A 26,449-nucleotide genomic window follows, 5' to 3' on the forward strand; every position below is an offset into this window, starting at 1 on the left:
CCGCGCGGCACCCTGATTCCGGAGAACGCTCCAATGTCCAAGATCCTCGTCGTCGCCGAACACCTGGACGGCAAGCTCAACCCCGCCACCGCGCGCACCGTCAGCGCCGCGCAGGCGCTGAACCCGGAGGCCATCGACGTGGTCGTGCTGGCCGCCGACCCGGCCGCGGTCGCTGCCGAGGCCGCGCAGATCGCCGGCGTCAGCCGCGTGCTCGCCGTCGCCAACCCGGCCAATGCCCAGGCCATCGCCCAGGTGCTGGGCCCGCAGGTGGCGAAGCTGGCCGCCGGTTACAGCCACGTTTTCGGCCCCTCGACCACCTTCGGCAAGGACCTGATGCCGGTGGTCGCCGCCCTGCTCGGCGTCAACCAGGTCTCCGACCTGATGGCGGTGGAGGGCGAATACACCTTCAAGCGCCCGATCTACGCCGGCAACGCCATCGTCACCGTGCAGGCCCCGGCCGGCCAGGTCGTGGTCGCCACCGTGCGCACCGCCTCCTGGCCGCAGGCCGCCGGCGGCAACAGCGCCCCGGTCGAGGCGGCGCAGGTCGACGCCGCGCTGCCGACGCACACCCGCTACGTCGGCCTGGCCGCTGGCGCCAGCGACCGCCCCGACCTGCAGTCCGCCCGCCGGGTGGTCTCCGGCGGCCGTGGCGTGGGTTCGGAGGAGAACTTCCGCCACGTCTACTCGCTGGCCGACAAGCTCGGCGCGGCCGTGGGCGCCTCGCGTGCCGCGGTGGATGCCGGCTACTGCCCGAACGAGATGCAGGTCGGCCAGACCGGCAAGATCATCGCCCCGGAACTGTACCTGGCCATTGGCATTTCCGGCGCTATCCAGCACCTGACCGGCATCAAGGACGCCGGCACGATCGTGGCGATCAACAAGGATCCGGAAGCCCCGATCTTCGAGATCGCCGACATCGGCCTGGTGGGCGACCTGTTCACGATCCTGCCGGAGCTGGAAGCGGCGTTGGGCTGAGCGCGGACGGTCGCGGTCGACCGCCCGCGACCTCACGGCGCAACTTCCCCGTAACCACGCGCAGGCCGAGGGCGTGGGTGGCCTCGTTGGCCTCTCTGTAGCGCTCCAGCGCCCGTGCGCCTCCACGCCACGGCACGCACCCTTGCCGCGGCGGCACTCAACCGCCGCTGGCGTGGGCCTCGTCCAGGGTCGATATGCTCTGCGCGCCGACAGAGAACCAGTCGCACCACGGCACTTCGTTGCCCTTGTCCACCCGCAGCTCCAGCCGCGTGCCCCCACCCACCTGCAACGGCAGCGAGGACGCATGGTCACGGTCGATGACCATCCGTGATAGCAGGGGACGCCCGTCCAGTAGTATTTCCAGGCCGACCACACCGCCCTCCTTCCCGGGCTCGTTGAAACCCAGGCATTCCTCGCTCAGCGGCTCGATCCGTGGGGTTATCTCCAGCGCATCGAGGTCGGCCACGTCCAGCACCAGCCTGGCCGGCCGCACATCGGCCGGATGCATGAACAGCTGGCCGTCGCCGGTACGCCGGAACGTCCCGAAGGCCTGGTCCTTCTCCAGCACGCGTGCCAGCAGGAAGTCGAGGTTCGCCACTTTTTCGTCGCGCGAGCGGCGGAACTCTGCGCGCAACATGGAAAGGGCCCGGATGTCATCCTCGGTCGGGTCCACTTCTACCGCACGCATCTGCGGCCGCGCGCGGGCATGGGCCGGGACCTGCTGGGGGTCCTTGCAGCCGGCCATGGGGCACTGCAGCTGGGCGATCCTGACGGTCACGCCGCCACAGTCCTCGCGCGGGCCACGGAGCCGCATGTGCAACCGCTCCACGCCGCCCAGCTCCAGTTCGACCAGACGGAAGGTCTTCGGCGACAACCATGTCGAATAGAGCAGGTTGCCGTCGCCGAGCACCTCCAGTCGCGGCGCCTGCTCGCGCGGGCAACCGACCACGTCGTCCAAACGCACGCGCAGCACGGCCCGTTCCACTCGCGCACCAACTTGGAACACCGCCTCGCTCCTGGCACCGAAACCGAAACCGTTCTCCAGCCGCTCGACGCTGGACTCCGGCAGCAGGTGGCGCCCCAGCATCCGCGCCGCCTCGGATGGCTTGACCACCAATGTGCGCGCCAGCCCCGGGTCGCGCACCGGTTGCTCCATACGCCTTACCGCCACCTGGGCGTAAGCGCGCAGCACACGCTCGCGCGCCTCCTGCGGCAGATCCTCGCGGGCGTCGACCATCGCCGCGAGCACGCTGGCCCGCATCGCCTCATCTATCGGCACTCCGGCGTTACGCAGCAACAGTCCAGGCAACAGGTAGGAACGGGTACTTTGCGGCACCGGAGGCAACTCGAAGTTGGCCCAGAAGCGGAACGGCGGCCGTTGCGTCTGCGGGCGTTGGCCGTCGCGGAAACACAACTGGTCGTATACCTCGGGCAACGCCGGCAGGTGATCGCCGTACACCAGCACTACCGCGGGCCGACCACGCCGCTCCAGCGCATTGACCAGGTACGCATAGGCGCGATCGGCATCGATCGCACGGGCCATATAATCGGCCAAGAGCGTACGGGCCTCGCCATCGAGACCTTCTGGCAGAGGCAAGGCTTCCGGATTGGGCACCGGCCCATCGCCCCAGGGTCCGTGGTTATCCATCGTAATGGCCGTGATGAAGGCCGGGGACGGGGAGCTATCCAGGAGCGACAGCACCGCGCGTGTCAACGCCGCATCGCTGACATAGCCTCGCCGGGAGAAGTCGTTCGGATAGCGGAAGCTGCCCAGGTCAAGAAAGGTCGAGAAACCGAGCCGATCCATCGCCGCATCACGTCGCCAGAATCCCCGCTTATTGGGATGGATCGCCACCGTGCGGTAGCCAAGCCGTGCCAGTGCTCGCGGTAGCGCTTCCACCGGGTGATCCAGCAGCTCGTAGTAGGCGTGCTGCGAGAGCGGATAGGCCGAGATCGGCGCACCGGACAGCACCTCGAATTCGGTCTGCAGGGTGCGCCCACCGTAGACCGGCACCTCCAAGCCACCTCCGACGCCATGCTCCGCGAGGGCGGGCAGCAGCGTATCGGCGGGCACCTCGCACAACGTCGCCGGGTCGAATAACGACTCACTCTGGATGATGATGATGTCCGGCTGTCGCTCGTGACTTGCAGCCTGGAGAGCTGCCTGGGCCTCTAGTACCAGTGGATCCGTCCAGAACGCCTCGGCCAAGCCGGGCTCCCGTACCGGCTCCACCCGCCCCCTAGACAGCCAGCCCATTACTAGGTTGCCGGAAACGCCGACCTTTCGTGCCCCGTTGTTCTGGTGGAAGACCTCCCAATCCATCGCAGGAACGACTGGTGGGAGTTGAATCGTGAAGGCAAAGACCAGCAGCGCAGCTGCCAGTCCACCACATACCCAACGCAGCCCCCGCGGCGCCGGCGGACGCCGGCGCAAGAGCCACCAGGCGGCGGCCAACACTCCCAGCAGGAGCAGTGGCCACGCCAGATACTCGAGCTTGACGAAACCCAGCACGAGCCGCGGATCGTGGAGCAGCCCGCCGATGACGCGAAAATCGGCATAAATCAGGTTCGAATCCAAGTACCTGAGCTTCAGTCCATCGGCGACCCTCAGCAGCACCAGCATGATCAGCGGCGCCACCAACGCCAGCCAGGCGCGGCCACTAATGGCCCAAGCGAGCAGCAGCAACGCTATCGGCGCTGCAGCATTCAACAGTTGCACGCGCAGCGGGGTGTGATAGGACAGATACGGATCCAGCCCCGTCGCCAACGCCACCACAAGCACTAGGGCAGCGACCAGCTTCGCGATGTCTTTCAAGTCAATCAAATCCCATGCCTCGCCGCCCCCTCTGCGACGTCGCCACCTCTTCGGGACGACACCACCATCGGGCGACAGGAGGAAGTCATTCTAGCAATTCAGCCTTCAGTCAATTTCACGCTGGCTTAACGATACTTCCACGAATGATCGGGAACAATGCGCCCCGCCAGAAGGCGCAGCAGAACGGGAGCGCGAATGAGTTGCCCGAAGGACGCGTGGATCCAGCGTCTGGTCCCAGGCAGGAGTTTCATCGACGTTGGAGGCCTGTGGGGGACCGTCAACGAGAAAGTGACCGTCGCACTGGCTGCCGGAGCCAGCCAGGCCACGATGAGCGACATCGCCCCTGAGGGGCACGAGCTTTGGGACCAGTTCCACCGCCATGCGGCTGCGCACGGGGCCCGCGGCTACGATTCCATTGGTTCGTTCGACATCACTCGCCTGGATCTACACTCGGCGCACCCGGTATTCGACGTGGTGCACTGTTCCGGCATCATCTACCACGTTCCCGATCCCTGGCGGATGCTGCGCAATCTGCGCCAGCTCAGCCGCGAGTACGTTATTTTGACCAGCATGGTGCTGCCGCCATTGTTGGAAAACAGCGCCGGGCGCCTCGAACTAGCCGCGGACACTGCCCTGTACGTGCCGGCGCTGCGCGACGAGGTACGGCGGGTCGTGGCCCAGCACTTCGACGATCGCGGCATCAGGGTCGCTGCCATCAATACGGCGCTGGACGAACCCTGGATCTGGTCAAACGGCCAACCAAACTTCGGCCCCTGGTGGTGGCTACTGTCGCCGGACATGCTCTCGCGGCTCAGTGCCAGCGCTGGTTTTGAAGTACTGGAAGGCGGCTGGTCCTGGAGCGACTTGTCTTACAGCCTGCTTCTGCGCGCCTCAGGATCCTGACGCCGCCTTCCCAACCCTTGATGTCAACTGCCGCTTGCGATCTGGCCGGGACAGGTCTGTGCGCCACCCCGCACCGGCAAGTAACCCGGGATCGCGGCTACGGCCGTCAGGAAAGCCTCCGAGGAATGCGCCTGCCGCAGCCGGGCACGCTGCCGTGCGACCCACTCCGATGCGAGCGAAGGATCGGCCAGCAACGCGTTCAGGCGGCGCACGTAGCCATCAACGTCATCGAACGGCTCCACCCGCTGTTCGTGGGCCAAGAAATCGCCGACGCCACCCACGTCGGAGGCAACGATCGGCAATCCCGCGGCAGCCGCTTCAAGCAGCACGTTGGGCAACCCATCCCACTGCGACGTGTACAGGTACGCAGCATGGCCGCCTGCCAGCAGCGATTCGAAACCGTCGAAAGCGCCATGCAGGTGGACGTTAGGCAGGCGGGACAGGCCGTGGTCGGCGACATCGTCTACGACAGCGGTTCCGTGGACGTCAAACTGGACCTCGGGCATGGCCGCGGCGATGCGCGCAAGGAGGTCCGGCCGCTTCTGCCGATCCAGGCGCCCGGCCCACAGTACCCGTGACTGGCCGTTGCCAGCCACCGTCTCCCGCATTTCCTCCACCGGCTGCGGCCCTGGGAACCGCACCACGTGGAATAGTCGGGGGCTGACCCCGCTTTCCGCGCACCAACGCAAGGGAGTGATTGGATTGTCGCTTATCACGCCATCAAGCAGATGGTGGCAAGCGACCAGATAGCGTCGCGCATAGCCGACACGCTCGCCCCGTTCGCTGATGTCGTCGCAGTACAGGCTCGCATACACACGACTCTGCTGCCGGATCGCCAGACCGAAACGCTTCACTGCGTCCCAGGCCACTCGTGAGTTCATGATGTGCACGGTCGCCGGAGCCAGCTGCAGCAGGAGGCGGACCACCACCTCGACCTGGTGCTGCTCATACAGCGGTACTAGCGAGCTGCCCGCTGCCACGAACGTAACCTGCGGCAGCAATCGCTCACGCCAGGGCGATTCGGAATCCTCGGTGGCGACCACCGCCACCCGCAGTCCGAAGTCTGCGGCAAGCGCGTTGGCGAAGCGGATCGCGCCAAGGTCGGCGCCGCCGCTCTTGAGCCAGGGCACGAACAGCACGACGTCCAGCTGCGCCGGGAACTGTGCGCGCAGCTTGAAATAGGCCTCGCCCGGTAGATCGTACGTCCAGGGGGCCGAATAGAACTGGGCGGAGGAAACCAGCTCGCCGCGTGGATGCAGCTCCGGAGCGATGTCCTCCAGCGCCCCCAGCTCCTCGTACACCCAGTCTGGCAGCGCGGGGGGATTCCAATGATTGCCCCGGGCAAGCGCTTCAAGTTGTTCCACGTCGTGGACCACCAGGCGGCCAGGGAAGAAACGATGCGCCACGCGCAGGGCGAGTCCTCGCCAGGCGCGCACCCAAGAGTCCGGCAAGCAGCGTTCGAACAGCCGGTCCAACAGCCCATAAGCCGCCCACAGCAACTTATACATGGCTGCCATCTCCGTCGAAGAACCGGGTCGGCCGGATCACCGCACCGGCAAGCTGGTGGGCGACGTTCAGGGAACCTCCTTCCTTGCGCCGCTCGAAACGAACCGTGCGCGGCGCGGTGCGATGCACATATCCTGCGGCGATGGTCTCGCAGTTCCAGTGCCAGTCCTCGAAACCGAAACCGGCCTCACCGACCCGAGACACGTCGTACGGACAGTGCTTGAACACGTCGCATGCGGCGAAGGCGCATGCATTCCAGTAGTTCATCGTCAGCAGCGCACCACGGCGGTAGTACTCGCTCTTCTGGTCCACTTGCCACCAGTAGGCATTCCAGCCACCGAAGGCGAGGATCACCTCGGGGTGAAGGATCACGTGGTCACCCTGCTCACGGATCAGCTCCACGCAGCGCGTAATCCAGTTGCGCGAGAAGAAGTCGTCCCCGTCGAAGGTGCCGATATACCTGCCCCGCGCCTTGCCGATGGCGTAGTTGCGGCAACTGGAGAGGTCGCGAAAGGAAACCTCGTGGATGCTGTCGCAGGCACGCAGGGCCGGATGCTCCCCCACAACCCGGCGGGTCTCGTCGTCTGCGTTGTCCAGGGTAATGACGAACTCCACCGCAATGCCATGGGCCTCAGCATGCTGGCGGCACCGCTCGATCGAAAGTAGGGTTGGGTGCCCCAGAACCCCCTCGCGGTGGAAGGTGATGATGGCACTGACCAGCGGCGTCCTGTCGCCGTCGGGAATGGTGTTCATGGAATCCTGCGGATGAGGCGTTTCAGTTTGCTGAGAAGGGTCGGACGCTCCTGCAGTCGGGCTTGCACTGCATCCAGGGCCGCTTGGAGGCCCTCGAGGCGTTCTTGGACCTGGGTCTGGAGAACTTCACGGGCTTGGCTCGCAGCGGCAAGCTCGTCGGTGAGGCGCGCGTGCTCCTGCTTGAACCAAGTCAGCTCGTCCCAGTTGCGCTCGGCTTCCGACTGCCAACGTGCGGCAGCTCCACCAGCCTCCGCGACGCGACGCGACAGGTCAGCCACTTGGCGCTCCAGGCCCAGGGTTGAGGTCCACATCGCGGGCAGACGCACCAGGCCCTCGGCCGGCACGCTCCTGGCGTCAGGCAGCGCAGCGATGGGGCACGTCCCGCGTGCAGTCAGCACCTGCAGGTGCCGGGCATGGCATTCGGCCAGGCTAGGCCAGGTCAGGCGCCAGCGGTAGTACTCCGGGTCGAAGAGCAGTTCGGAGGGCACCAGGTAGCCGAGAAAGAATGCGTTGAACGCCAGCGTTGCCCAGTCGGCGCCTTCTCCCGGGCGAGCGAGGAAGCGCACCGGATTATCACCCTTGGCGTCGAACCGACGTCCCCACAAGACGGCCTCGACGAGCACGCTCGAATTGATGGAGACGACCTCGGCGACGCGGGCGAGGAAGGCGAGCGAATCGACCGAATCGTCCTGGCGGCCCAGCCCGCCGCTGTAGCGGAAGCGTGCGCCGGGATGCGAGCGCACCAGCATGCCGTCCGGCCCGACCCGCCCCATCACATCGTAAAGCAGCTCCAGGGAGTTCCAGCCGTTGCCATAGGCGACGGTGTTGGAATCGTCCTCCACCTGCAACGCGACGCCAACCAGCTGCTCCGATGCGGCCACATCGATGGCCTGAACGCGCGCAGGATCGGCCACCAGCAGGCCACGCACCTCGTCGGGGGACAGCAGCTGGGCCCCCTCCATCTGGGTGCGCACCTCTCCCGGCTCCCAGGCCGCAGGGCTGGTGTTGCCGTTGACACCTTTGAAATCGAAGTAGAAGGTCTCGCGATAAAGCGGTGAGCGGAGCGGACCGAGCTCGTTATGCACCAGCGGTACGTCGCCCAGTCGCTGCAGCGCCGCGCGTAGCGAGGGACAGTTGCTCCACGTCAGTACCGCTTCCAGGCGGTCGCCCAATGGCTGTAGTGCCTGGAAGAATGCTTCCTCCAGCTCCGGTACACGCTCCAGCAGCAGGCGCCGGAACACGCTCAGGTGGCCGCCGCCCGCACTGGCCAGCGCGGTAGCTATCGACTGGTCCAGGACGACGAACTGGTACGAACGGAACTGATCGCGGGTCGGGCAGAGGAAACGCAGACCACCAACCTTGGTCCACTCGCCAAACGGCACCCTTTCCTCATCGAAACAGGCGTTGTCGCCAATGAACACGATCTCATCCGGCGAAAAACGCGCCATCTGCGCCAGCATCACCCAGTGGTGGAGCGGGCCGGCACCGCGCTCGGCGAACGGCAACAGCACAGACGCGAACATCAGGCCTCCTGCTCGATCGCGAACAGTCCGGCCGAAGCCGGAGCATGGATAATCCGACCACCGTACTCGCCCCAGGTAACCGGGTTGGAGGTCACCTCCAACAGCGCAGCGTTGAAGCAGCGATCGTAGAAGTAACCGCTGGACGCGTGCGGTTTGACTCCGCAATGCAGCGAGTAATACCCACGCGCCAGCGGCAGGTCCAGCTCCAGCTCCCAGGCATAGGAGCGTCCCGCCTCCAGCGCCGGGAGCCGGTAACGGTAGAAATCAGTATTGAACGCCATGAGGTCCACGCCGGTCGCGTCACGCAGCAAGATACCGATGGCAGCACCATCGGGGATGTCCTTCTGCGCCTGCAGGTAGGCTCGCACACGCACCCGCCCCGCCTGCTCAATCGCGTGTACCGGATTCCCACGTTCATCCATGACCAGCATGCCAGTGAAGCGCAGCTCGCCACTACCGGAGCGCTGCGATAGGCGACGTTCGAATTCGGGATCGGCCTTCGCGCCGTCGGCACCGCGAAGGCATCCGACCGGCAGCAGCGCCTCGCCGTCCTCCGCCATCTTCGAGGCCTCCACCGCAAGCTTCCAGTCCTGCAGCGAGCTGCTGGTCATGGAGTTCTGGTAGGCATCGCACACTTCCTCAGCCGGACCATCGGCCCGCACCACCCCGCGCTCGAGGTGGATTGCGCGGCTGCACAGACTCTTGACCGAATTCAGGCCGTGTGAAACGAACAGCAGGGTTACGCCGCGTTGCAGGATCTCGCGAATTTTGGCGATGCACTTCTGTTGAAAGAAGATGTCGCCGACACTAAGCGCCTCGTCGACAATCAGCACGTCGGGATCCACGTGGACCTGTAATGCGAATGCCAGACGCACCATCATGCCGCTGGAATAGGACTTGACCGGGTGCTCGATGAATTCGCCGATGTCGGCGAAGTCGACGATGGCCTGGTACTTCGAGCGGATTTCCGCGGCTGACATGCCCAGCACAGCGCCGGCCAGGAAGATGTTCTCGCGTCCGGTAAATTCCGGATTGAAGCCGGCCCCGAGCTCCAACAGGGCCGAGACGCGCCCATGGACTTCCACCTCGCCCTCAGAAGGCTGCAGGCTACCGGTGAGAATCTGCAAGAGAGTGCTCTTGCCAGCACCGTTGCGGCCGATCAGGCCGACAGCCTGGCCGCGCGGGATCTCGAAACTCACATCCGACAGTGCCAGGTAGCCCCTCCCACTGCGTGCGCGGCGGCGACCACGGCGACCGAATAGACTCCATTCGTTGACGTGCTCGAACTCGTAGTACTTGCTCAGGCCCCGCACGCTGATCGCGATGTCAGATGGCATCGGAGAAGCCCTCGCGGTTGCCCATAAATGATGCGTAGCCCAGCCAGGCCATCAGCACACCAACCACCCAGCCGATCGCCACCACTCCCAGGTCCGGGGAACGCCCGCCCACCAGCACCGCGCGTCCCTCCTCCAGCACATAGGACAGCGGGTTGAACTGCAGTACCGCGCGGAAGTGCTCCGGCAGCGCGTCCACGGGGAAGAACAGCGGCGAAAGGAACATCAGCAGCAAGAGCACGATCGGCACGACGTGTTCTGCGTCGGGGTGGAACACCGCATAGCCGGAAAGCAGCCAGGAGCAGCCGAGGGTAAACAGCGCGAAAGGAATGAAAACCAGCGGCAACCACAAGACCGACAGCGGCAGGCCTTTTTTCACGAACACGCAGAACACCATCCAGCTCAACAGTCCGACCAGGAAGTTGACGGCGGCCGACAGCACGACCGACCAGTTCAGCACCTCCAGCGGGAACACCATCTTCTTCACGTACGGCTGGTTGGCGTGGATCAGCGCCGGGGAGCGGCCGACCACCTCACTGAAGAAGTTGTAGAAGATCAGGCCCGAATACAGGACCAGGGCGAACTCGAGGCTGCTGCCAGCCCCACCCCACCGCGCCTGCAGCAGTACGCCGAACACCAGGGTGTAGCCGGCCAGCAGCATCAGCGGGCTGAGCACGATCCAGAGCATGCCGAGGCTGGATCGACGGAACTTTCCACTGAGATCGCGCCAGACCAGCTGGCGCACGAGGTACCCGTAACGGACCAGCGGTCCGTAGGGCAACAGGGGACCACGAAATACTTGCTGCATGTAGACCTCTGTCAGCCTGCGGCCAATGCCCTGTCCAGGTCGCGGCGCAGGTCCTCGACGTCCTCGATGCCTACGCTCAGCCGCACCAGCGAATCGCTGATGCCCAGGCGGGCGCGCCGCTCGGGTGGCACCGAGGCGTGGGTCATCACGGCCGGGTGGTTGAGCAGGCTCTCGACGCCGCCCAGCGACTCGGCCAGGGTGAACAGTTCGGTCCGCGAGCAGAAACGGCTGGCCGCGTCGAAGCCGCCCTTGACCACGACCGAGACGATGCCGCCGAAGCCGGACATCTGCCGCGCCGCCAGCGCGTGCTGCGGGTGCGAGGCCAGGCCGGGGTAGATCACCTTCTCCACCGCCGGATGGGCCTCCAGCCAGCGGGCCAGTTCCAGCGCGTTGTCGCAATGGGCGCGCATGCGCAGCGGCAGGGTCTTGGCGCCGCGCAGGGCCAGGAAGCTGTCGAACGGCCCCTGCACCGCGCCGACCGAGTTCTGCAGGAACGCCATGCGCTCGCCCAGCTCGTCGGTACCGGCCACCACCACGCCGCCGACCATGTCGGAATGGCCGTTGAGGTACTTGGTGGCCGAGTGCACGACCAGGTCGGCACCCAGTTGCAGCGGGCGCTGCAGCGCCGGCGAGGCGAAGGTGTTGTCGACCACCACCAGCAGGCCGTGCCGCCGCGCGACCTCGGCCACCGCGGCGATATCCACGATCTTGAGCATCGGGTTGGTCGGCGTTTCGATCCAGACCATCCGCGTGCGCGGGGTGATCGCGGCGGCGAACGCATCCAGGTCGGCCAGGTCGACGAAGCTGAAGTCCAGGGCCGCGCTGCGCCGGCGCACGCGCTCGAACAGGCGATAGCTGCCGCCGTAGAGGTCGTCCATGGCGACCACGTGGTCGCCGCTGTCCAGCAGCTCCAGGACGGTGGAGGTGGCGGCCATGCCGGAGGCGAAGGCGAAGCCGCGGCTGCCGCCCTCCAGCGCAGCCACGCACCGCTCCCACGCAAAGCGGGTCGGGTTGTGGGTGCGGGAGTATTCGAAGCCCTGGTGCTCGCCCGGCGCCGACTGGGCGTAGGTCGAGGTCGCGTAGATCGGCGGCATGACCGCGCCGGTGGACGGATCGGGGGCCTGGCCGCCATGGATCGCCAGGGTGGCGAACGCACGGTCGCCCGGGCGCAGGCCATCACGGGGGGATTTTTCGGACATGGCGGGTCTCTGTAAAGGCCGCGAATTCTAGCAGCCGCTGCTTAACGGCGCTTGGCTCGGAGGGGGAAAGCCGGCCCCGATCCGGGGCCGGCCGGAGGCGTCACTGGACCCGGCGACGCAGGTAGTTGAGCAGGTCGATCCGGGTGATCAGGCCGAGGAAGCGCTCGCCTTCGGTGACGATGGCCACCTGGCCACGGTCGAACACCGGCAGCAGGGCCTCGATCGGCGACTTGACGTCCAGCTTCTCCAGCTTGCTGACCATGGCCACCGAGACCGGATCGCGGAAACGGGACTCGTCGCCATACACGTGCAGCAGCACGTCGCTCTCGTCGATGATGCCGACCAGGCGGTCGCCGTCCATCACCGGCAGCTGGGAGACGTCGTACAGCTTCATGCGCTGGTAGGCGGTGGTGAGCAGGTCGCCGGGGGCCACGACCACGGTGTCGCGCTGGCTGTACGGACGCAGGATCAGGTCGCGCAGGTCGCCGTGCTGCTCGCGCTCCAGGAAGCCGTTGTCCAGCATCCAGTAGTCGTTGTACATCTTCGACAGGTACTTGTTGCCGGTATCCGGCACCAGCACCACGACCTTCTTCGGCGAGGTCTGCTCGCGGCAGTAGCGCAGCGCGGCGGCCAGCAGGGTGCCGGTGGACGAGCCGCCCAGCACGCCTTCCTTCGCCAGCAGCTCGCGCGCGGTGTGGAAGCTCTCGGCATCGGAGATGGCGTAGGCCTTCCTCACCCGGCTGAAATCCGAGATCGAGGGCAGGAAGTCCTCGCCGATGCCTTCGACCAGCCAGCTGCCGGACTTGTCGCTGAGCACGCCCTCGTTGATGTACTGGGCCAGGATCGAGCCCACCGGGTCGGCCAGCACCATCTCCACGTGCGGGGCCTTCTCGGCCAGGCAGCGCGACAGGCCGGTCATGGTGCCGGAGCTGCCGCAGCCGAAGACGATGGCGTCGAAGCCGCCGACCTCGGCCATCTGCTCGATGATCTCCGGGCCGGTGCCGTACTGGTGGGCGGCCGGGTTGTCCGGGTTGCCGAACTGGTTGATGAAGTAGGCGCCGGGGGTCTCGGAGGCGATCCGCGCGGCCAGGTCCTGGTAGTACTCCGGGTGGCCCTTGCCCACGTCCGAGCGGGTCAGCACCACCTCCGCGCCCATGGCCTTGAGGTTGAAGATCTTTTCCCGGCTCATCTTGTCCGGGACCACCAGGATCAGGCGATAGCCCTTCTGCTGGGCGACCAGGGCCAGGCCCAGGCCGGTGTTGCCGGCGGTGCCCTCGACCAGGACGGCGCCGGGCTTGAGCTCGCCGCGGCGCTCGGCCGCCTCGATCATCGAAAGACCGATGCGGTCCTTGATCGAGCCACCCGGGTTGAAGTTCTCAAGCTTGAGGTAGAGCTCGCACGGTCCGGTGTCCAGGCGGCGCGCCTTGACGATGGGAGTGCGGCCGATGAGTTCGAGCACGGAAGCGTGCAGGGCCATTCTCGGATCCGGTTCAGGTACGCCGCATGGTGCAGCGGGACCCCGGATTATCGGCTGTTACGGGTCCGGCCTGTAGAGACTTTCGCCGCAGCGCCAAAGCGCCGCCTTTCACGAACCTGAAAAGATGCGCGGGCGGTGGCGGCCGACGAGGAGGCCACCACCGCCCGCGGCGGTGGAACGCGGTTGTCCCGGTCAGTGCGACCGGTCGTAGATGCGCAGCAGGCGCTCCTTGGCGGCAAGCTTCTCGCGCTTCATCTGTCCCAGGGTCATGTCGTCGATGGGGAGCACCCCGAGTTCGGCCTGCATGCATTTCTTGTCCAGCAGACGGTGTCGCTGGTAGAGCTGCTTGAACTCCGGGTTGCTCTTGATCAGCGCGTCGATTTCGGCCTGCGATTGCCCTTCGAACATCAGTGCACCTCCTGGGTCGTTACATCCCTGACGGCGGTGTGCCGGCCCGTCCTGGCCGGCGCCGGAAAACAAACGCCCCGGGCCAGGGGCCCAGGGCGCCGGGGTTGCCGGATGGCGGATGCGGCAGCTTCCCCCCCCCATCCCGCCGCCGCGGCGGGAGCCCGGCATCGGGGTGGACGGAAGAAGCAGACAGCTGCATCGGCGCGGACTCCGGTTCAGGCGGGCGGCACGACGACCACCCGCACGACCGACCCTACTCCCAACCCGAGGGGGGTTCAAGGGCCCGCGGCCCCGGCGCAGCGGAACTGCCAACGGCGCCTCCCGCCGTCCCGGCAGGCGGCGAGACGCCGCTCGCAAGTCATTGATTCTACAAATCTAAATACGCAATCAGAGGGCGACCGTGACTTCCGCCGAACGTTTGCTGGTGGCCGGATCCTTCACCCCCTCGGCCTTGATCCGCCCCTTGTCCACGCCGGCCGCCACCAGGGCCTCGCGCAGGGCCGCGGCGCGTGCCTGGGCGACCTTCGGGTCGCTGTCCCAGGCGCGGATGCGCACCGCCCGCTTGCTGCCGATCTGCAGGTAGGCGGCCAGCGCCGTGGCCGCGTCCTTGCCGCTGGCGGTGAGGCTGGACTTGCCGCTGGCGAAGGCCGCACCCGGCAGCTGGAACACCTCGCCCTGGGCACCGAAGGTCGAGGCCGGAAGCTTCTTGCCCGAGACCAGCTCGGCCTCCTGGCGGGCCAGGTCGGCCTCCTTGCGCCGGGCCGCGGTGACCTGCGCGCTCTGCCGGCCCGCCGCCTTGCCCAGCGCCGCCTCGGCCTCGCTGCGGGCGATCGCCTCCGCCTCGGCGGCAAGCCGCAGGCGTTCGGCCTCCTCGGCCCGGATCTGGGCCTGGATGCGCAGGCGCTCGGCCTCCCGCCGGGCCTTCTCGGCCTCGCGCCGGCTGGCCTGCAGCAGCAGCTCGCTGCGCTGCAGCTCCAGTCGCGACAGCTCGTTGCGCGCCGCCCCGACCTGGGCCATCACCTCGGCGATCTCCACCCGGCGTTCGGCCAGGTAGAGCGCGTCGGGACGCCCGCTGCGCCGCGCGCCCTCCAGCGCCGCGACCGCCTGCTGGGCCTGGAGCAGCTCCAGCCCGGCCCCGCGGGCCAGCTCCGGATCGGCCTGCACCGCGGCCAGGCGCTCGCGCAGGCGCGCGGCGTCCGGATCCTCGGCCGCCAGCGCCGGGGCGCCGGCCAGGGACAGCAGCAGGGCCGCGGCCACGGTCCCACGAACCAGCCAGCGGGCGCTCATTCGGCCGCCTCCGTGGCAGGACGATCCAGTTGCTCCCGCAACGCCTCGATCTCCTGCCGCCGCTGCAGCACGCTCGCCTCGGCCTTGGCCTGCTCGCTGCGCGCGCGGGCCAGGTCGGCATCGGCGGCGACCCGCGCGGCCAGCGCTTCGGCCTTGCGCTGCTCGCTGCGGCTGCGCGAGGCAGCCTGGGCCTGGGCCTGGATCAGCCCCTCCCGGGCGGCCTGCATCAGGTCCGGGACGTAATGGTCGGCATCGGCCTGCTGGGCCTCCAGCACCGCCCGCTCGGCCAGCTGGATCGCGGACAGGCCGGACTGCGCATGGGCCGTGACCGCCAGCCCGAAAGTGCATACCAAGGCGTACAGGCTCCTGCGGAAGTATGCGAAGCTAGGCTCGTTCATCGGGGAATGTCGCGTCCGGAAGGTCGCGGCCATTGTCGGAACCCTCGGCCATCCATGCAATGGATGGCGGGGGAGCCATACAGATTGGGGATCGTCATTTAATGGATATCGGCTACTTCCTGAAGCTGATGACCGAGAAGAATGCCTCGGACATGTTCCTGACCACCGGGGCGCCGGTCTACATCAAGATCGAGGGAAAGCTCTACCCGCTCGGCAACACCGGGCTGCCGCCGGGCATGGTCAAGAAGATCGCGTACTCGCTGATGGACGAGGGCCAGGTGCCGCAGTTCGAGCGCGACCTCGAGCTGAACATGGCCATCGCCGTCGGCGACGCAGGCCGCTTCCGCGTCAACGTGTTCAAGCAGCGCGGCGAGGTCGGCATGGTGATCCGCGCCATCCGCAGCACGATCCCGACGATCGAGGAGCTGAACCTGCCGGAGGTCCTGAAGGACATCATCATGACCCCGCGCGGCCTGGTGCTGATCGTCGGCTCCACCGGCTCGGGCAAGTCGACCTCGCTGGCCTCGATGATCGACTACCGCAACAGCAACCTGACCGGGCACATCCTCACCATCGAGGACCCGATCGAGTACCTGCACAAGCACAAGAAGTCGATCGTCAACCAGCGCGAGGTGGGCCTGGACACCCATGCCTTCCACAACGCGCTGAAGAACGCGATGCGAGAAGCGCCGGACGTCATCCTGATCGGCGAGATCCTGGACGCCGAGACCATGGAGGCGGCGATCGCCTTCGCCGAGACCGGCCACCTGTGCCTGGCGACCCTGCACTCGAACAACGCCGACCAGACCATCGAGCGCATCCTCAACTTCTTCCCCGAGAGCGCGCACAAGAACGTGCTGATGAACCTGGCGCTGAACCTGCGCGCCGTGGTCTCGCTGCGCCTGGTCAAGGGCATCGACGGGCGCCGCCTGCCGGCCACCGAGGTACTGCTGAACACGCCGATGATCCGCGACCTGTTGCGCCGCGGCCAGGTGCACGAGATCAAGGCGGCGATGGAAGGCTCGCTGGAGGAAGGCATGCAGACCTTCGACCAGTGCCTGTTCCGCATGGTGAAGCAGGGCCGGATCGACCAGGAGGAGGCGCTGCGCGCGGCCGACTCGCGCGACGGCCTGGCGCTGAAGTTCCGCCTGTCCGAGGGATCGGAGGGCGAGCACGACCCCTACGCCGACCTCAACCAGCCGACCCCGGCCATCAGCCACGGCTTCAACTGAGGCACTGGTTCCCGGGCGAAGGGCCGCGCACCTGCGCAGCCTTTTCGCTTTGCAGGGTCAGGGAGCCGGCGCGTCCGGCTGCGCCTCCGGCGCGGCGGCGGCGAACGCCGGCAGCGCGGCGCAGGCGGCATCGATCCGCGCGATCACCGGCCATTCCGCCAGTTCCAGCCCGAAGCGGCGGGCGTTGTACAGCTGCGGTACCAGCACGCAGTCGGCCAGGCCCGGCACGTCGCCGTGACAGAAGGATCCGGTGCCCCGATCCCCGGCCAGCAGCTTCTCCACCGCGTCCAGGCCAAGCCGGATCCAGTGCCGGACCCATTCCTCGCGCGCCGGCGGGGCCACGCCCAGGCCGCGCTCCAGGTACTGCAGCACCCGCAGGTTGTTGAGCGGATGCACGTCGCAGGCGATCGCCTGGGCCAGCGCGCGCACCCGCGCGCGGCCGGCGGCATCGGCCGGCAGCAGCGCCGGCTGCGGCCAGGTCTCGTCGAGGTACTCGAGGATCGCCAGCGACTGGCGCAGCACCGCGTCGCCGTGCCTGAGCACCGGCACCAGTTCCTGCGGGTTGAGCGCGGCATACGCGGCGGCGTGCTGCTGGCCGCCGTCCTGGACCAGGTGCACCGGCGCGCTGGCGTAGTCCAGGCCCTTCAGTTCCAGCCCGATCCGCACGCGGTAGGCGGCACTGGAACGCCAGTAGGTGTAAAGCGTCAGTCCTGCGGACATCCTGCCTCCCGGCGCGACGCGCCTGCGTGGGCCCGCCGCCGGCGTCAGGCCGGCAGCGGCTGCTGTTCGATGCGCTGGTCGATCGCGCCGAAGATGCTGTTGCCCTCCCGGTCCAGCATCTCGATGCGGACGCGGTCGCCAAACTTCATGAACGGCGTGGACGGCTTGCCATCGCGCAGGGCTTCGACCGTGCGCTTCTCGGCAAAGCACGAGGCGCCGCGCGACACATCCTGGTTGGCGATGGTGCCGGAACCAACGATGGTGCCGGCCGCCAGCGGCCGGGTCCTGGCCGCGTGCGCCACCAGCTGGGCGAAATCGAACTGCATGTCCTCGCCTGCCTCCGGCGCCCCGAACCACTCGCCGTTGTAGTGGGTGACCAGGGGCAGGTGCAGCTTGTTGCCGCGCCAGGCATCGCCCAGCTCGTCCGGGGTCACGAACACCGGGCCCAGCGCCGAGCGCGGCTTGGACTGCAGGAAGCCGAAGCCCTTGGCCAGCTCGTCCGGGATCAGGTTGCGCAGGGAAACGTCGTTGACCAGGCCGACCAGCTGGATGTGGCCGGCGGCCTGCTCCGGCGTGACCGCCATCGGCACGTCGTCGGTGACCACCACGATCTCGGCCTCCAGGTCGATGCCGTAGTCCTCGCTGACCACGCGCACCGGGTCGCGCGGGCCGAGGAAGCCGGCGGCGGTGGCCTGGTACATCAGCGGATCGGTATAGAAGCTCGCCGGGACTTCGGCGCCGCGGGCACGGCGCACGCGCTCGACATGCGGCAGGTAGGCGCTGCCGTCGACGAATTCGTAGGCGCGCGGCAGCGGCGCGGCCAGGCTGGCCGGATCCAGCTCGAACGCACCGTCGGCCCTGCCCTCCTCCAGGGCCTCGGCCAGCGCCACCAGGCGCGGCGCGGCGTTCTGCCAGTCGTCCAGCGCCTGCTGCAGGGTCGCGGCGACGGCGGTGGCGCGCACGGCGCGGGTCAGGTCGCGCGAGACCACGACCAGGGTGCCGTCGCGACCGCCTTCCTTGAGGGTTCCGAGCTTCATTGCGCGCTCCAGCTGGCTTTGGATGGCCGATTGTAGCGGCAGGCCGGCAAAGGTTTCATCGGAAACATAGGCCACCAGGGCCGCCTGAACGCTTTCCGCGGCCGTGCCGGGCGCCGGGACCGGACTTGCCGTAGAATGCGCGCACCGATCTGCCAGCGGCCGTCCGTTTCCCCCAGGGAACGGCAGCGCCGGACCAGCTCCGGCGTCCCGCTGCTCCACCCCGACGCCTTCCGCCTGGCATTCGCGCCGGTACCACCGGCCTGTCCCCTCTCGCAGCGCGGATTCACGGGAACGCTCCGAGTCACCGACCTAGACGGTCAGCACCCGTCGGCAACCGCCGCGGGTCATCCATGGAGTGTTCCTTGATGTCGTTCGAATCGCTGGGCCTTGCGCCCTTCCTGCTGCGTGCGCTCGCCGAGCAGGGCTACCAAACCCCTACCCCGATCCAGCAGCAGGCCATCCCGCTTGCCCTGGCAGGCCACGACCTGCTGGCCGGCGCCCAGACCGGCACCGGCAAGACCGCCGCCTTCGGCCTGCCGCTGCTGCAGTACCTGGGCACCGAGCCGCAGAAGGTCTCCGGCGGCCCGCGCAAGCCGCGCGCCCTGGTCCTGACCCCCACCCGCGAGCTGGCCACCCAGGTCCATGACAGCCTGCGCGGCTACAGCAAGTACCTGCGCATCCCCAGCGCCGTGATCTACGGCGGCGTGGGCATGGGCAACCAGCTGGACGCGCTGCGCCGCGGCGTTGACCTGGTGATCGCCTGCCCGGGCCGCCTGATCGACCACATCGAGCGCCGCAGCATCGACCTGTCCGGCATCGAGGTGCTGGTCCTGGACGAGGCCGACCGCATGCTCGACATGGGCTTCCTGCCCTCGATCAAGCGCATCCTGGCCAAGCTGCCCAAGCAGAACCGTCAGACCCTGCTGTTCTCGGCCACCTTCCCGGAGTCGATCAAGCAGCTGGCCATGGAGTTCATGCGCAACCCGCGCGAGGTCCAGGTGACTCCGCAGAACACCGTGGCCGAGACCATCGCCCACCGCGTGCACCCGGTCGATGCGGCGCGCAAGCGCGAGCTGCTGCTGCACCTGCTCGGCCAGGACGCCCGGGTGCAGACCCTGGTGTTCGCCAAGACCAAGCACGGCAGCGACAAGCTGGCCACCCATCTGGAGAAGGCGGGCATCCGTGCCGCCGCGATCCACGGCAACAAGAGCCAGGGCCAGCGCCTGCGCGCGCTGGGCGACTTCAAGTCCGGCAAGGTCAACGTTCTGGTGGCCACCGACATCGCCGCGCGCGGCATCGACATCGACCAGCTGCCGCGGGTGATCAACTACGACCTGCCGATGGTCGCCGAGGACTACGTGCACCGCATCGGCCGCACCGGCCGCAACGGCGCCAGTGGCGAGGCCCTGTCGCTGGTGTCGCAGGAAGACGCCAAGCTGCTGCGCCAGATCGTGCGCATGCTCGGCCGTGACATGGAAATCCGCGACCTGCCGGGCTTCGAGCCGCAGGTGCCGATCCGCTGGGGCAACAGCGCCCCGGGCAAGGCCGAGCAGCCGGGCGGCCAGCGCCCGCCGCGCAAGCCGGGTGGCGGCCGCGGCCGGCGTCCGCACGGCGGTGGCGAAGGCCAGGCCCACGCCCATGCCGGCAACCGCGGCGGCAACGGCCGCAGCGGCAGCCGGGCTCCGGCCGGCGCCGCGCACGCCAACCAGCGCAACCAGCAGCGCAACGGCGGCGGCCCGCGCCGCGACGCCAACCGCTGAAGTCGGCGACGGCACGGCGGCACGAAGGAACGGCAGCCACGGCTGCCGTTCCTGTTACAGGCTCCACGATTCCCCCGCCGGACCCGCATTGCCGGCCCGGCCAGCCACGAACGACAATCCCTGCCATGGAAATCTTCAAGGTCTTCACCCTCGAGGCGGCACATCGCCTGCCCAACGTGCCCGAGGGCCACAAGTGCTCGCGCCTGCACGGCCACTCGTTCCGGGTGGAGTTGCACGTGGAAGGCCCGGTCGATCCGCAGGCCGGCTGGGTGATGGACTTCGCCGACCTCAAGGCCGCGTTCAAGCCGCTGTACGAGCAGCTGGACCATCATTATCTCAACGACATCCCCGGCCTGGAAAACCCGACCAGTGAGAACCTGGCCGCCTGGATCTGGGCGAGGCTCAAGCCCTCCGTTCCGCTGCTGAGCGAGGTCGTGGTCCACGAGACCTGCACCTCCGGCTGCCGCTACCGCGGCTGAGCACGCGCGCCGCGCCGCCGGCGCCAAGCCTTCCCCCCCATGGACGCCCCGCCCCGCCTGGCGGCCGGCGGCAATTCCGTGCTGGCCTTCACAAAGCTGGCCGGAAACATACGCGACATGTTGCAACGCACAAAATGTCGGCGTATGCTGCATCGCACCATAGAGGTGATCCGCAAGGGAGCCCAGCCATGTCCTACCAGTTCAACGAGCAGCTCAGCGCCTATACCCACCAGTTCGCCTCGGTCGCCGCGCGCGTGAACCGCCTGGCGCTGGAGAACGCCGAGACCCTGTTCGGTGTGCAGCTGCGCACGCTGGAGAAGAACGTCGAGGCGACCACCAGCTACCTGGGTGAACTCGCCGAGGCCCGCGACCTGGACGCCTACCGCAACCTGCTGCCGAAGGGCCTGCAGGTCGCCCGCGACAACGCCGAGCGCGTCGCCGCCGCCGGCCAGGAGGTCATCGGCCTGACGCTGAAGACCGGCGAGGCCCTGGGCGAGCTGGCCAAGGGCCAGTTCGAGGCCGCCACCAGCCAGGTCCAGGCCACCGTCGCCAAGGCCGCGCGCAAGCGCTGAGCGGCACCCGGGGCACGCCCCGGACAACAGTTCCAAGTCTTTGCGCGGACCCCCTCCCCCGCGCAAACCAGGCCCGGCAGCATCCCCTCCCGCTGCCGGGCCTTTTTTTGTCTCTCAGGCGGCCTGGTCCGCACCAGCCGCCGTGCGGCCGATGTGCTGGTCGCCCCACGCCTTCAATGCCCGGATCACCGGCGCCAGGGTGCGGCCATAGTCGCTGAGCCGGTACTCCACCCTTGGCGGTACTTCCGGATAGACGGTGCGCGCCACCAGCCCGGCGCCCTCCAGCTCGCGCAGCTGGTTGGTGAGCATGCGCTGGGTGATCCGCGGCAGCATGCGCCGCAGCTCGTTGAAGCGCAGCACGTCCGCTTCCAGCAGGCGGTAGAGGATCACGCCCTTCCACTTGCCGCCGATCAGCTCGAGGGTGGCCTCCACCGTGCAACCGGCGGTGCAGTCGAAGCGTGCGTGGGGAGTGCGGGCCATGGCGGTACCTTCTTCGACACTATGTGCACGGCATGTGCGTACTTCCATGGCGACAGGATAAGCGCGAAATTGCGCTCCCCCCAGAACGCTTGGAGCACGCCATGAAAGCGATCGGCACCACCGGGCCCCTGCCCGCTTCCGACCCGCGCTCGCTGGTCGACCTGGAGCTGCCGGATCCGGAATACGGCGAACACGACCTGCTGGTCGAAGTCCGCGCCATCTCGGTCAACCCCGTGGACGTGAAGGTCCGCGCCTCAGCCCAGCCCGAGGCCGGCAGCCACCGCATCCTCGGCTGGGACGCGGTCGGCCAGGTGCGGGCGGTCGGCAGCCGGGTCGAAGGGTTCCAGCCCGGCGACCGCGTGTACTACGCCGGCCAGATCGACCGGCCCGGATCCAACGCCCAGCTGCAGGCCGTGGATGCGCGCATCGCCGCGCATGCGCCGCGGACCCTGGGCGACGAGGACGCGGCCGCCCTGCCGCTGACCTCCCTGACCGGCTGGGAAACCCTGTTCGACCGCCTGCGCGTGCACGACCCTGTGCCCGGTTCGGCCCATGCCCTGCTGGTGATCGGCGGCGCCGGCGGCGTCGGGTCGATCACCATACAGCTGGCGCGCGCGCTCACCGGATTGACCGTGATCGCCACGGCCTCGCGCCCGGAAACCGTGGAATGGGTGAAGAAGATGGGCGCCCACCACGTCATCGACCACCGCCAGCCGCTGGCGCCGCAGGTCGCGGCGCTGGGCCTGGGCGCGCCGGCCTTCGTGTTCTCGACCACCCACACCGACCGCTACCTGGCCGACATCGTGGACCTGATCGCACCGCAGGGCCGCATCGCGCTGATCGACGACCCGGCCTCGCTGGACATCCTGCCGCTCAAGCGCAAGAGCCTGTCGATCCACTGGGAGCTGATGTTCACCCGCCCGCTGTTCGGCACGGCGGACCTGCAGCGCCAGCAGGAAATCCTGGGCGAGGTGGCACGCCTGGTGGACGCGGGGAAGATCTCCACCACCCGCACCGGTTCGCTGGGCGCGATCAATGCCGCCAACCTGCGCCAGGCGCATGCCCTGCTGGAAAGCGGCAAGGCGATCGGCAAGACCACCCTGGCCGGCTTCGAAGGCTGAGCCGGGACCGCGGCTGGGGCGCGCCCGCCCGGGGCGCGCCTCAGCCGGCCAGCGACAGGTTCGACGCCAGCCGCGCCGGATCCGGCGCCGGGCAGTACGGCAGCCGGCCCAGGCAGGGCGCGTCCAGGCGCGCCGAAAGCAGTGCGAGGTTCTCCTCGCGGCAGGCCATGTGCGGATCGACCTCGCTGGCGATCCAGCCGGCCAGCCGGAACCCGTCGGCGGCGATCGCGCGCGCGGTCAGGCGGGCATGGTTGAGGCAGCCCAGGCGCATGCCGACCACCAGCACCACCGGCGCCTCCAGCGCGCGCACCAGGTCGGCCTGGTCGATATCACCGGCCAGCGGCGCGGCCCAGCCGCCCACGCCCTCGACGACGACGACGTCCGCCTGCGCGCGCAGGCGGCCGAAGGCTTCCAGCAACGGCGGCAGCGTGATCCCGACACCGGCGGCGCGCGCGGCCAGTTCCGGCGCCAGCGGCTCCGGCAGCGCACAGGGATTGAGGTCGGCATAGGCCGGTCGCGGATCGCTGGCCGCCTGCAGCGCCAGCGCATCCTCGTTGCGCCACGCCCCTTCGATGCGCTCGCAACCGCTGGCCACCGGCTTCATGCCGACCGCGCGCCGGCCCGCGTTGCGCAGCGCATGCAGCAGGGCACAGCTGGCGAGGGTCTTGCCGGCGCCGGTATCGGTGCCGGTGACGTAGAGGCGGTCGACGCTGCCCAGGTCCATCTCCAACTCCAGTCGGCCGCCGGATGCGGCCGGCGGATCATACGCGCCACGCAGCATCCCGCGACCCGTGCGATGTCCGGCCGGCGCTGCAGGTAACATGCGCGCATGTCCTTCACCACCATCCCGCTTACCGGCAGCAAGCCGGAACAGTACGACCAGCTCCTGTCGCAGGTGCGCGGCCTGCTGCATGGCGAACGCGACCGCATCGCCAATGCCGCCAACCTGTCGTCACTGGTCTACCACGCCCTGCCCGCGCTCAACTGGGTCGGCTTCTACTTCCACGACGGCGAGGAACTTGTCGTGGGTCCGTTCCAGGGCCTGCCGGCCTGCGTGCGCATCCCCCTGGACAAGGGCGTGTGCGGCGCGGCGGCGAGCACCCGCCAGACCCAGCGCGTGGCCGACGTGCATGCCTTCCCGGGCCATATCGCCTGCGACTCGGCCTCGCGTTCGGAGCTGGTCGTGCCGCTGGTCGATGGCGACTCCCTGATCGGCGTGTTCGACCTGGACAGCCCGGAGCCCGACCGCTTCGACGCGGACGACCAGGCCGGCCTGGAAGCCATCGCCGCCGCCTTCGTGCAGTCGCTGCGCTGATCGCGGCACCCGAGGGCATGGCCGCCACGGCCTGCCCTCCGTCCCGCTCCTTTGCCCGCCCTGCCTCTTCGGCATAGACTGCGCGCACTTTCGGGTGACCGCGGCATGGGCCGCGGTTGAAACGGGAAGCCGGTGAGTCCGGCGCGGCCCCAGGCCACGCGGATAGTCCGGCGCTGCCCCCGCAACGGTAAGCAGGACAAGTCCGGGCACACCGCCACTGTGCGAATCGCATGGGAAGGCGCCCGGATGGAGCAGGCCACGCGCCTGTTCGCCCGCGAGCCCGGAGACCGGCCCGGAAGACGACTGGTTGCGATGCGGTGGGCATCGTGGGCGGCAGATGCGTGTCGTCCGCACGCGCCTGGCGTTTGCATCCCCTCCTGCCTTGCAGCCCCTACCGCCATGTCGCGCGGGCGTGCGCGACCCCAGGAGAGATGCATGAAGCCGTCCCCGTTCCGTCCGCTTTGCCTTGCCATGGCCGCTGCCCTGGCGCCTGCCAGCGCCTTCGCGCTGGAGGCGGCCACCGACCTCGACCAGGTCGTGGTCACCGCTACCCGTACCGTCCAGTCCGTGCACGAGAGCCTGGTGCCGGTGCAGGTGATCGACCGCGCCGCCATCGAGCGCAGCCAGGCCGGCTCGCTGCAGGATCTGCTGCGCGGCCGCGCCGGCATCAACCTGTCCAACCAGGGCGGTCACGGCAAGGTCAGCGCACTGATGCTGCGCGGCACCGAGTCCGACCACGTGCTGATGCTGGTCGACGGCATGCGCATCGGTGCGGCCAGCAACGGCATGCCCGCGCTGCAGGACATCCCCCTGGACCAGGTCGAGCGGATCGAGATCGTGCGCGGGCCGCGCTCCAGCCTGTACGGCTCGGAGGCGATCGGCGGCGTGATCCAGGTGTTCACCCGCGCCGCCGGCGATGGCCTGCGCCAGGACCTGCGCATCGGCGTGGGCAGCCATGGACTGCGCGAGGCCAATGCCGGCCTGTCGTACCGCGGCCAGGGTGGCTGGGTCGCGGCCCGCGCCGGCCACCGCGAGGAAGAGGGCTTCAACGCCTGCCGCGGCACCGCCGCGGGCTGGGGCGCCGGCTGCTACGTGGACGAGCCGGATCGGGACGGCCACCGCAACACCTCGCTCAACCTGCGCGGCGGAATGAAGCTGGGCGAGGACGTGGAAGTGCAGGCGCACCTGCTCGACTCCGCCAGCCGCAACGAGTACGACGGCAGCGTGTTCGGCGGCAACGAAGCCGACAACCTGCAGCAGGTGGTCGGCGGCCGCCTCGACTGGCGCATCGCCGAGCGTGTCTCCCTGCAGGCCCAGCTCGGCCGTACCCGCGACGACGCCCACGGCTACCACCGCGACGGCGCCTCGCGCACCCTGGTCAACGTGTTCCGCACCCGCCGCGACCTGGCCTCGCTGCAGCTGGATGCGGGTTTCGGCGCCGACCAGCTGCTCAGCGCCGGCCTGGACTGGCAGGACGACCATGTCGCCAGCGCCAACGGTTTCGACCGCGACCGCCGCGACAACCTCGGCGCCTTCGTCGAGTACCAGGGCCGCTTCGGCGCGCACTCGCTGCAGGCCAGCGTGCGCAACGACGACAACGCCCAGTTCGGCGACCACGCCACCGGCAGCCTCGGCTACGGCTTCGACCTGGACGGGACCTGGCGCCTGGCCGCCAGCGCCGGAACCGGCTTCAAGGCGCCGACCTTCAACGACCTGTACTACCCCGGCTTCAGCAATCCGCTGCTGGAACCGGAGGAGTCGCGCAGCGTGAACCTTGGCGTGCACGGCCAGGGCGAAGGCTGGAGCCTGGGCGTGGACGTGTTCCAGACCCGGATCGACGAACTGATCGGCTATGACACCGGCTTCAACCTGGTGAACATCGACCGCGCCCGCATCCGCGGCGCCGAGCTGACCGCGGCCACCGCGCTGGCCGGCTTCGACCTGGCGCTGGAACTGAGCTGGCTGGATCCGCGCAACGACAGCGACGGCCTCAACGACGGCAACTGGCTGCCGCGGCGCGCGCGCCGCACCGGCCGCATCGACGTGGACCGCCGCTTCGGCGTGTTCAATGCAGGCCTGAGCGTCACCGGCGCCAGCAACCGCTACGACGATGTCGCCAACACCACCCGCCTGGGCGGCTACGGACTGGTCGACCTGCGCCTGGAGTGGACCCTGTCGCCGGCGTGGACCCTGCAGGCCAAGGCGAACAACGTGTTCGACCGCAGCTACGAAACCGCGGCCTGGTACAACCAGCCCGGGCGCGAGTACGCCCTGGCTCTGCAGTACCGCACGCCGTGAGCGGTCAGAGGCAGGCGCCGCCCTGGCGCCTGCCGCGGGGTGGCGCCGG

At 68.5% G+C, this 26,449-nt stretch carries 24 protein-coding genes and 1 riboswitch; of the genes, 9 read left to right on the plus strand and 15 right to left on the minus strand.

What is annotated here, in order from left to right; translation table 11 throughout:
* Positions 1-33 precede the first annotated feature (33 nt).
* Entirely contained in the window at positions 34-975 is a 942-nt protein-coding gene (locus CSC68_RS02775; RefSeq protein WP_162201971.1) for an electron transfer flavoprotein subunit alpha/FixB family protein, read from the plus strand.
* A 157-nt stretch (positions 976-1,132) separates the two neighbouring features.
* Here CSC68_RS02775 and CSC68_RS02780 read toward each other — a convergent pair whose 3' ends face one another.
* Entirely contained in the window at positions 1,133-3,790 is a 2,658-nt protein-coding gene (locus tag CSC68_RS02780; RefSeq protein WP_162201972.1) for an LTA synthase family protein, read from the minus strand.
* Between the two features lie 195 nt (positions 3,791-3,985).
* Between CSC68_RS02780 and CSC68_RS02785 the strand changes: the two genes are divergently transcribed.
* Positions 3,986-4,693 carry a methyltransferase domain-containing protein gene (locus CSC68_RS02785; RefSeq protein ID WP_162201973.1) on the plus strand — a complete coding sequence of 236 codons (708 nt, stop codon included), beginning with the start codon at positions 3,986-3,988 and terminating at the stop codon, positions 4,691-4,693.
* A 23-nt stretch (positions 4,694-4,716) separates the two neighbouring features.
* Here CSC68_RS02785 and CSC68_RS02790 read toward each other — a convergent pair whose 3' ends face one another.
* From CSC68_RS02790 to CSC68_RS02835, 10 genes are all read right to left on the minus strand, one after another.
* A complete protein-coding gene (locus CSC68_RS02790; RefSeq protein ID WP_162201974.1) occupies positions 4,717-6,201 on the minus strand; it encodes a glycosyltransferase family 4 protein in 1,485 nt (494 codons plus the stop codon).
* Positions 6,194-6,952 (minus strand): glycosyltransferase family 2 protein, encoded by a 759-nt coding sequence (locus tag CSC68_RS02795; protein ID WP_162201975.1) that lies wholly within the window; start codon positions 6,950-6,952, stop codon positions 6,194-6,196. The genes CSC68_RS02790 and CSC68_RS02795 overlap by 8 nt, the downstream gene beginning before the upstream one ends.
* Complete coding sequence (locus tag CSC68_RS02800) at positions 6,949-8,475, minus strand: GT99 family glycosyltransferase N-terminal domain-containing protein (RefSeq protein ID WP_162201976.1); 1,527 nt, start codon at positions 8,473-8,475, stop codon at positions 6,949-6,951. Before CSC68_RS02800 ends, CSC68_RS02795 begins: the two co-directional genes overlap by 4 nt.
* The gene (locus CSC68_RS02805; RefSeq protein WP_162201977.1) at positions 8,475-9,812 is read right to left on the minus strand and encodes an ABC transporter ATP-binding protein; all 1,338 of its coding nucleotides are present in this window, start codon (positions 9,810-9,812) and stop codon (positions 8,475-8,477) included. Before CSC68_RS02805 ends, CSC68_RS02800 begins: the two co-directional genes overlap by 1 nt.
* Positions 9,802-10,617, minus strand: coding sequence for an ABC transporter permease (locus CSC68_RS02810; RefSeq protein WP_162201978.1), 816 nt, complete (start codon positions 10,615-10,617; stop codon positions 9,802-9,804). The genes CSC68_RS02805 and CSC68_RS02810 overlap by 11 nt, the downstream gene beginning before the upstream one ends.
* A gap of 11 nt (positions 10,618-10,628) precedes the next feature.
* A complete protein-coding gene (locus CSC68_RS02815) occupies positions 10,629-11,816 on the minus strand; it encodes a cystathionine gamma-synthase (RefSeq protein ID WP_162201979.1) in 1,188 nt (395 codons plus the stop codon).
* Between the two features lie 100 nt (positions 11,817-11,916).
* Entirely contained in the window at positions 11,917-13,293 is a 1,377-nt protein-coding gene (locus tag CSC68_RS02820; RefSeq protein ID WP_162201980.1) for a pyridoxal-phosphate dependent enzyme, read from the minus strand.
* Positions 13,294-13,485: 192 nt separating this feature from the next.
* A complete protein-coding gene (locus CSC68_RS02825) occupies positions 13,486-13,701 on the minus strand; it encodes an HP1242/YdcH family protein (protein ID WP_162201981.1) in 216 nt (71 codons plus the stop codon).
* A 387-nt stretch (positions 13,702-14,088) separates the two neighbouring features.
* Positions 14,089-14,988: an OmpA family protein gene (locus CSC68_RS02830; protein WP_162201982.1), complete on the minus strand. Its 900-nt coding sequence runs from the start codon at positions 14,986-14,988 to the stop codon at positions 14,089-14,091.
* Complete coding sequence (locus CSC68_RS02835) at positions 14,985-15,386, minus strand: DUF4398 domain-containing protein (RefSeq protein ID WP_162201983.1); 402 nt, start codon at positions 15,384-15,386, stop codon at positions 14,985-14,987. The genes CSC68_RS02830 and CSC68_RS02835 overlap by 4 nt, the downstream gene beginning before the upstream one ends.
* A gap of 101 nt (positions 15,387-15,487) precedes the next feature.
* Here CSC68_RS02835 and CSC68_RS02840 point away from each other — a divergent pair, with 101 nt between their 5' ends.
* A complete protein-coding gene (locus tag CSC68_RS02840) occupies positions 15,488-16,618 on the plus strand; it encodes a PilT/PilU family type 4a pilus ATPase (RefSeq protein WP_162201984.1) in 1,131 nt (376 codons plus the stop codon).
* A 57-nt stretch (positions 16,619-16,675) separates the two neighbouring features.
* Here CSC68_RS02840 and maiA read toward each other — a convergent pair whose 3' ends face one another.
* The gene (maiA, locus tag CSC68_RS02845) at positions 16,676-17,338 is read right to left on the minus strand and encodes a maleylacetoacetate isomerase (RefSeq protein ID WP_162201985.1); all 663 of its coding nucleotides are present in this window, start codon (positions 17,336-17,338) and stop codon (positions 16,676-16,678) included.
* A gap of 44 nt (positions 17,339-17,382) precedes the next feature.
* Positions 17,383-18,375: a fumarylacetoacetate hydrolase family protein gene (locus CSC68_RS02850; RefSeq protein ID WP_162201986.1), complete on the minus strand. Its 993-nt coding sequence runs from the start codon at positions 18,373-18,375 to the stop codon at positions 17,383-17,385.
* A gap of 365 nt (positions 18,376-18,740) precedes the next feature.
* Here CSC68_RS02850 and CSC68_RS02855 point away from each other — a divergent pair, with 365 nt between their 5' ends.
* The 3 genes from CSC68_RS02855 (at position 18,741) to CSC68_RS02865 (ending at position 21,186) form a co-directional block, all read left to right on the plus strand.
* Entirely contained in the window at positions 18,741-20,135 is a 1,395-nt protein-coding gene (locus CSC68_RS02855; RefSeq protein WP_162201987.1) for a DEAD/DEAH box helicase, read from the plus strand.
* Positions 20,136-20,260: 125 nt separating this feature from the next.
* Positions 20,261-20,614 (plus strand): 6-carboxytetrahydropterin synthase QueD, encoded by a 354-nt coding sequence (gene queD, locus CSC68_RS02860; protein WP_162201988.1) that lies wholly within the window; start codon positions 20,261-20,263, stop codon positions 20,612-20,614.
* A gap of 188 nt (positions 20,615-20,802) precedes the next feature.
* Positions 20,803-21,186 (plus strand): phasin family protein, encoded by a 384-nt coding sequence (locus CSC68_RS02865; RefSeq protein WP_162201989.1) that lies wholly within the window; start codon positions 20,803-20,805, stop codon positions 21,184-21,186.
* Between the two features lie 114 nt (positions 21,187-21,300).
* Here CSC68_RS02865 and CSC68_RS02870 read toward each other — a convergent pair whose 3' ends face one another.
* The gene (locus CSC68_RS02870) at positions 21,301-21,666 is read right to left on the minus strand and encodes a winged helix-turn-helix transcriptional regulator (RefSeq protein WP_162201990.1); all 366 of its coding nucleotides are present in this window, start codon (positions 21,664-21,666) and stop codon (positions 21,301-21,303) included.
* A gap of 101 nt (positions 21,667-21,767) precedes the next feature.
* Here CSC68_RS02870 and CSC68_RS02875 point away from each other — a divergent pair, with 101 nt between their 5' ends.
* Positions 21,768-22,787 (plus strand): zinc-binding alcohol dehydrogenase family protein, encoded by a 1,020-nt coding sequence (locus CSC68_RS02875; RefSeq protein ID WP_162201991.1) that lies wholly within the window; start codon positions 21,768-21,770, stop codon positions 22,785-22,787.
* A gap of 40 nt (positions 22,788-22,827) precedes the next feature.
* Here CSC68_RS02875 and bioD read toward each other — a convergent pair whose 3' ends face one another.
* The gene (gene bioD, locus CSC68_RS02880; RefSeq protein ID WP_162201992.1) at positions 22,828-23,511 is read right to left on the minus strand and encodes a dethiobiotin synthase; all 684 of its coding nucleotides are present in this window, start codon (positions 23,509-23,511) and stop codon (positions 22,828-22,830) included.
* Positions 23,512-23,616: 105 nt separating this feature from the next.
* Here bioD and CSC68_RS02885 point away from each other — a divergent pair, with 105 nt between their 5' ends.
* Positions 23,617-24,102 (plus strand): GAF domain-containing protein, encoded by a 486-nt coding sequence (locus CSC68_RS02885; protein WP_162201993.1) that lies wholly within the window; start codon positions 23,617-23,619, stop codon positions 24,100-24,102.
* A gap of 75 nt (positions 24,103-24,177) precedes the next feature.
* Positions 24,178-24,412, plus strand: a riboswitch (cobalamin riboswitch).
* Positions 24,413-24,537: 125 nt separating this feature from the next.
* Positions 24,538-26,400: a TonB-dependent vitamin B12 receptor gene (btuB, locus tag CSC68_RS02890; RefSeq protein WP_162201994.1), complete on the plus strand. Its 1,863-nt coding sequence runs from the start codon at positions 24,538-24,540 to the stop codon at positions 26,398-26,400.
* Positions 26,401-26,449: the final 49 nt, after the last annotated feature.

The organism is Pseudoxanthomonas suwonensis, assembly GCF_010093235.1.
Lineage (GTDB): Bacteria > Pseudomonadota > Gammaproteobacteria > Xanthomonadales > Xanthomonadaceae > Pseudoxanthomonas > Pseudoxanthomonas suwonensis.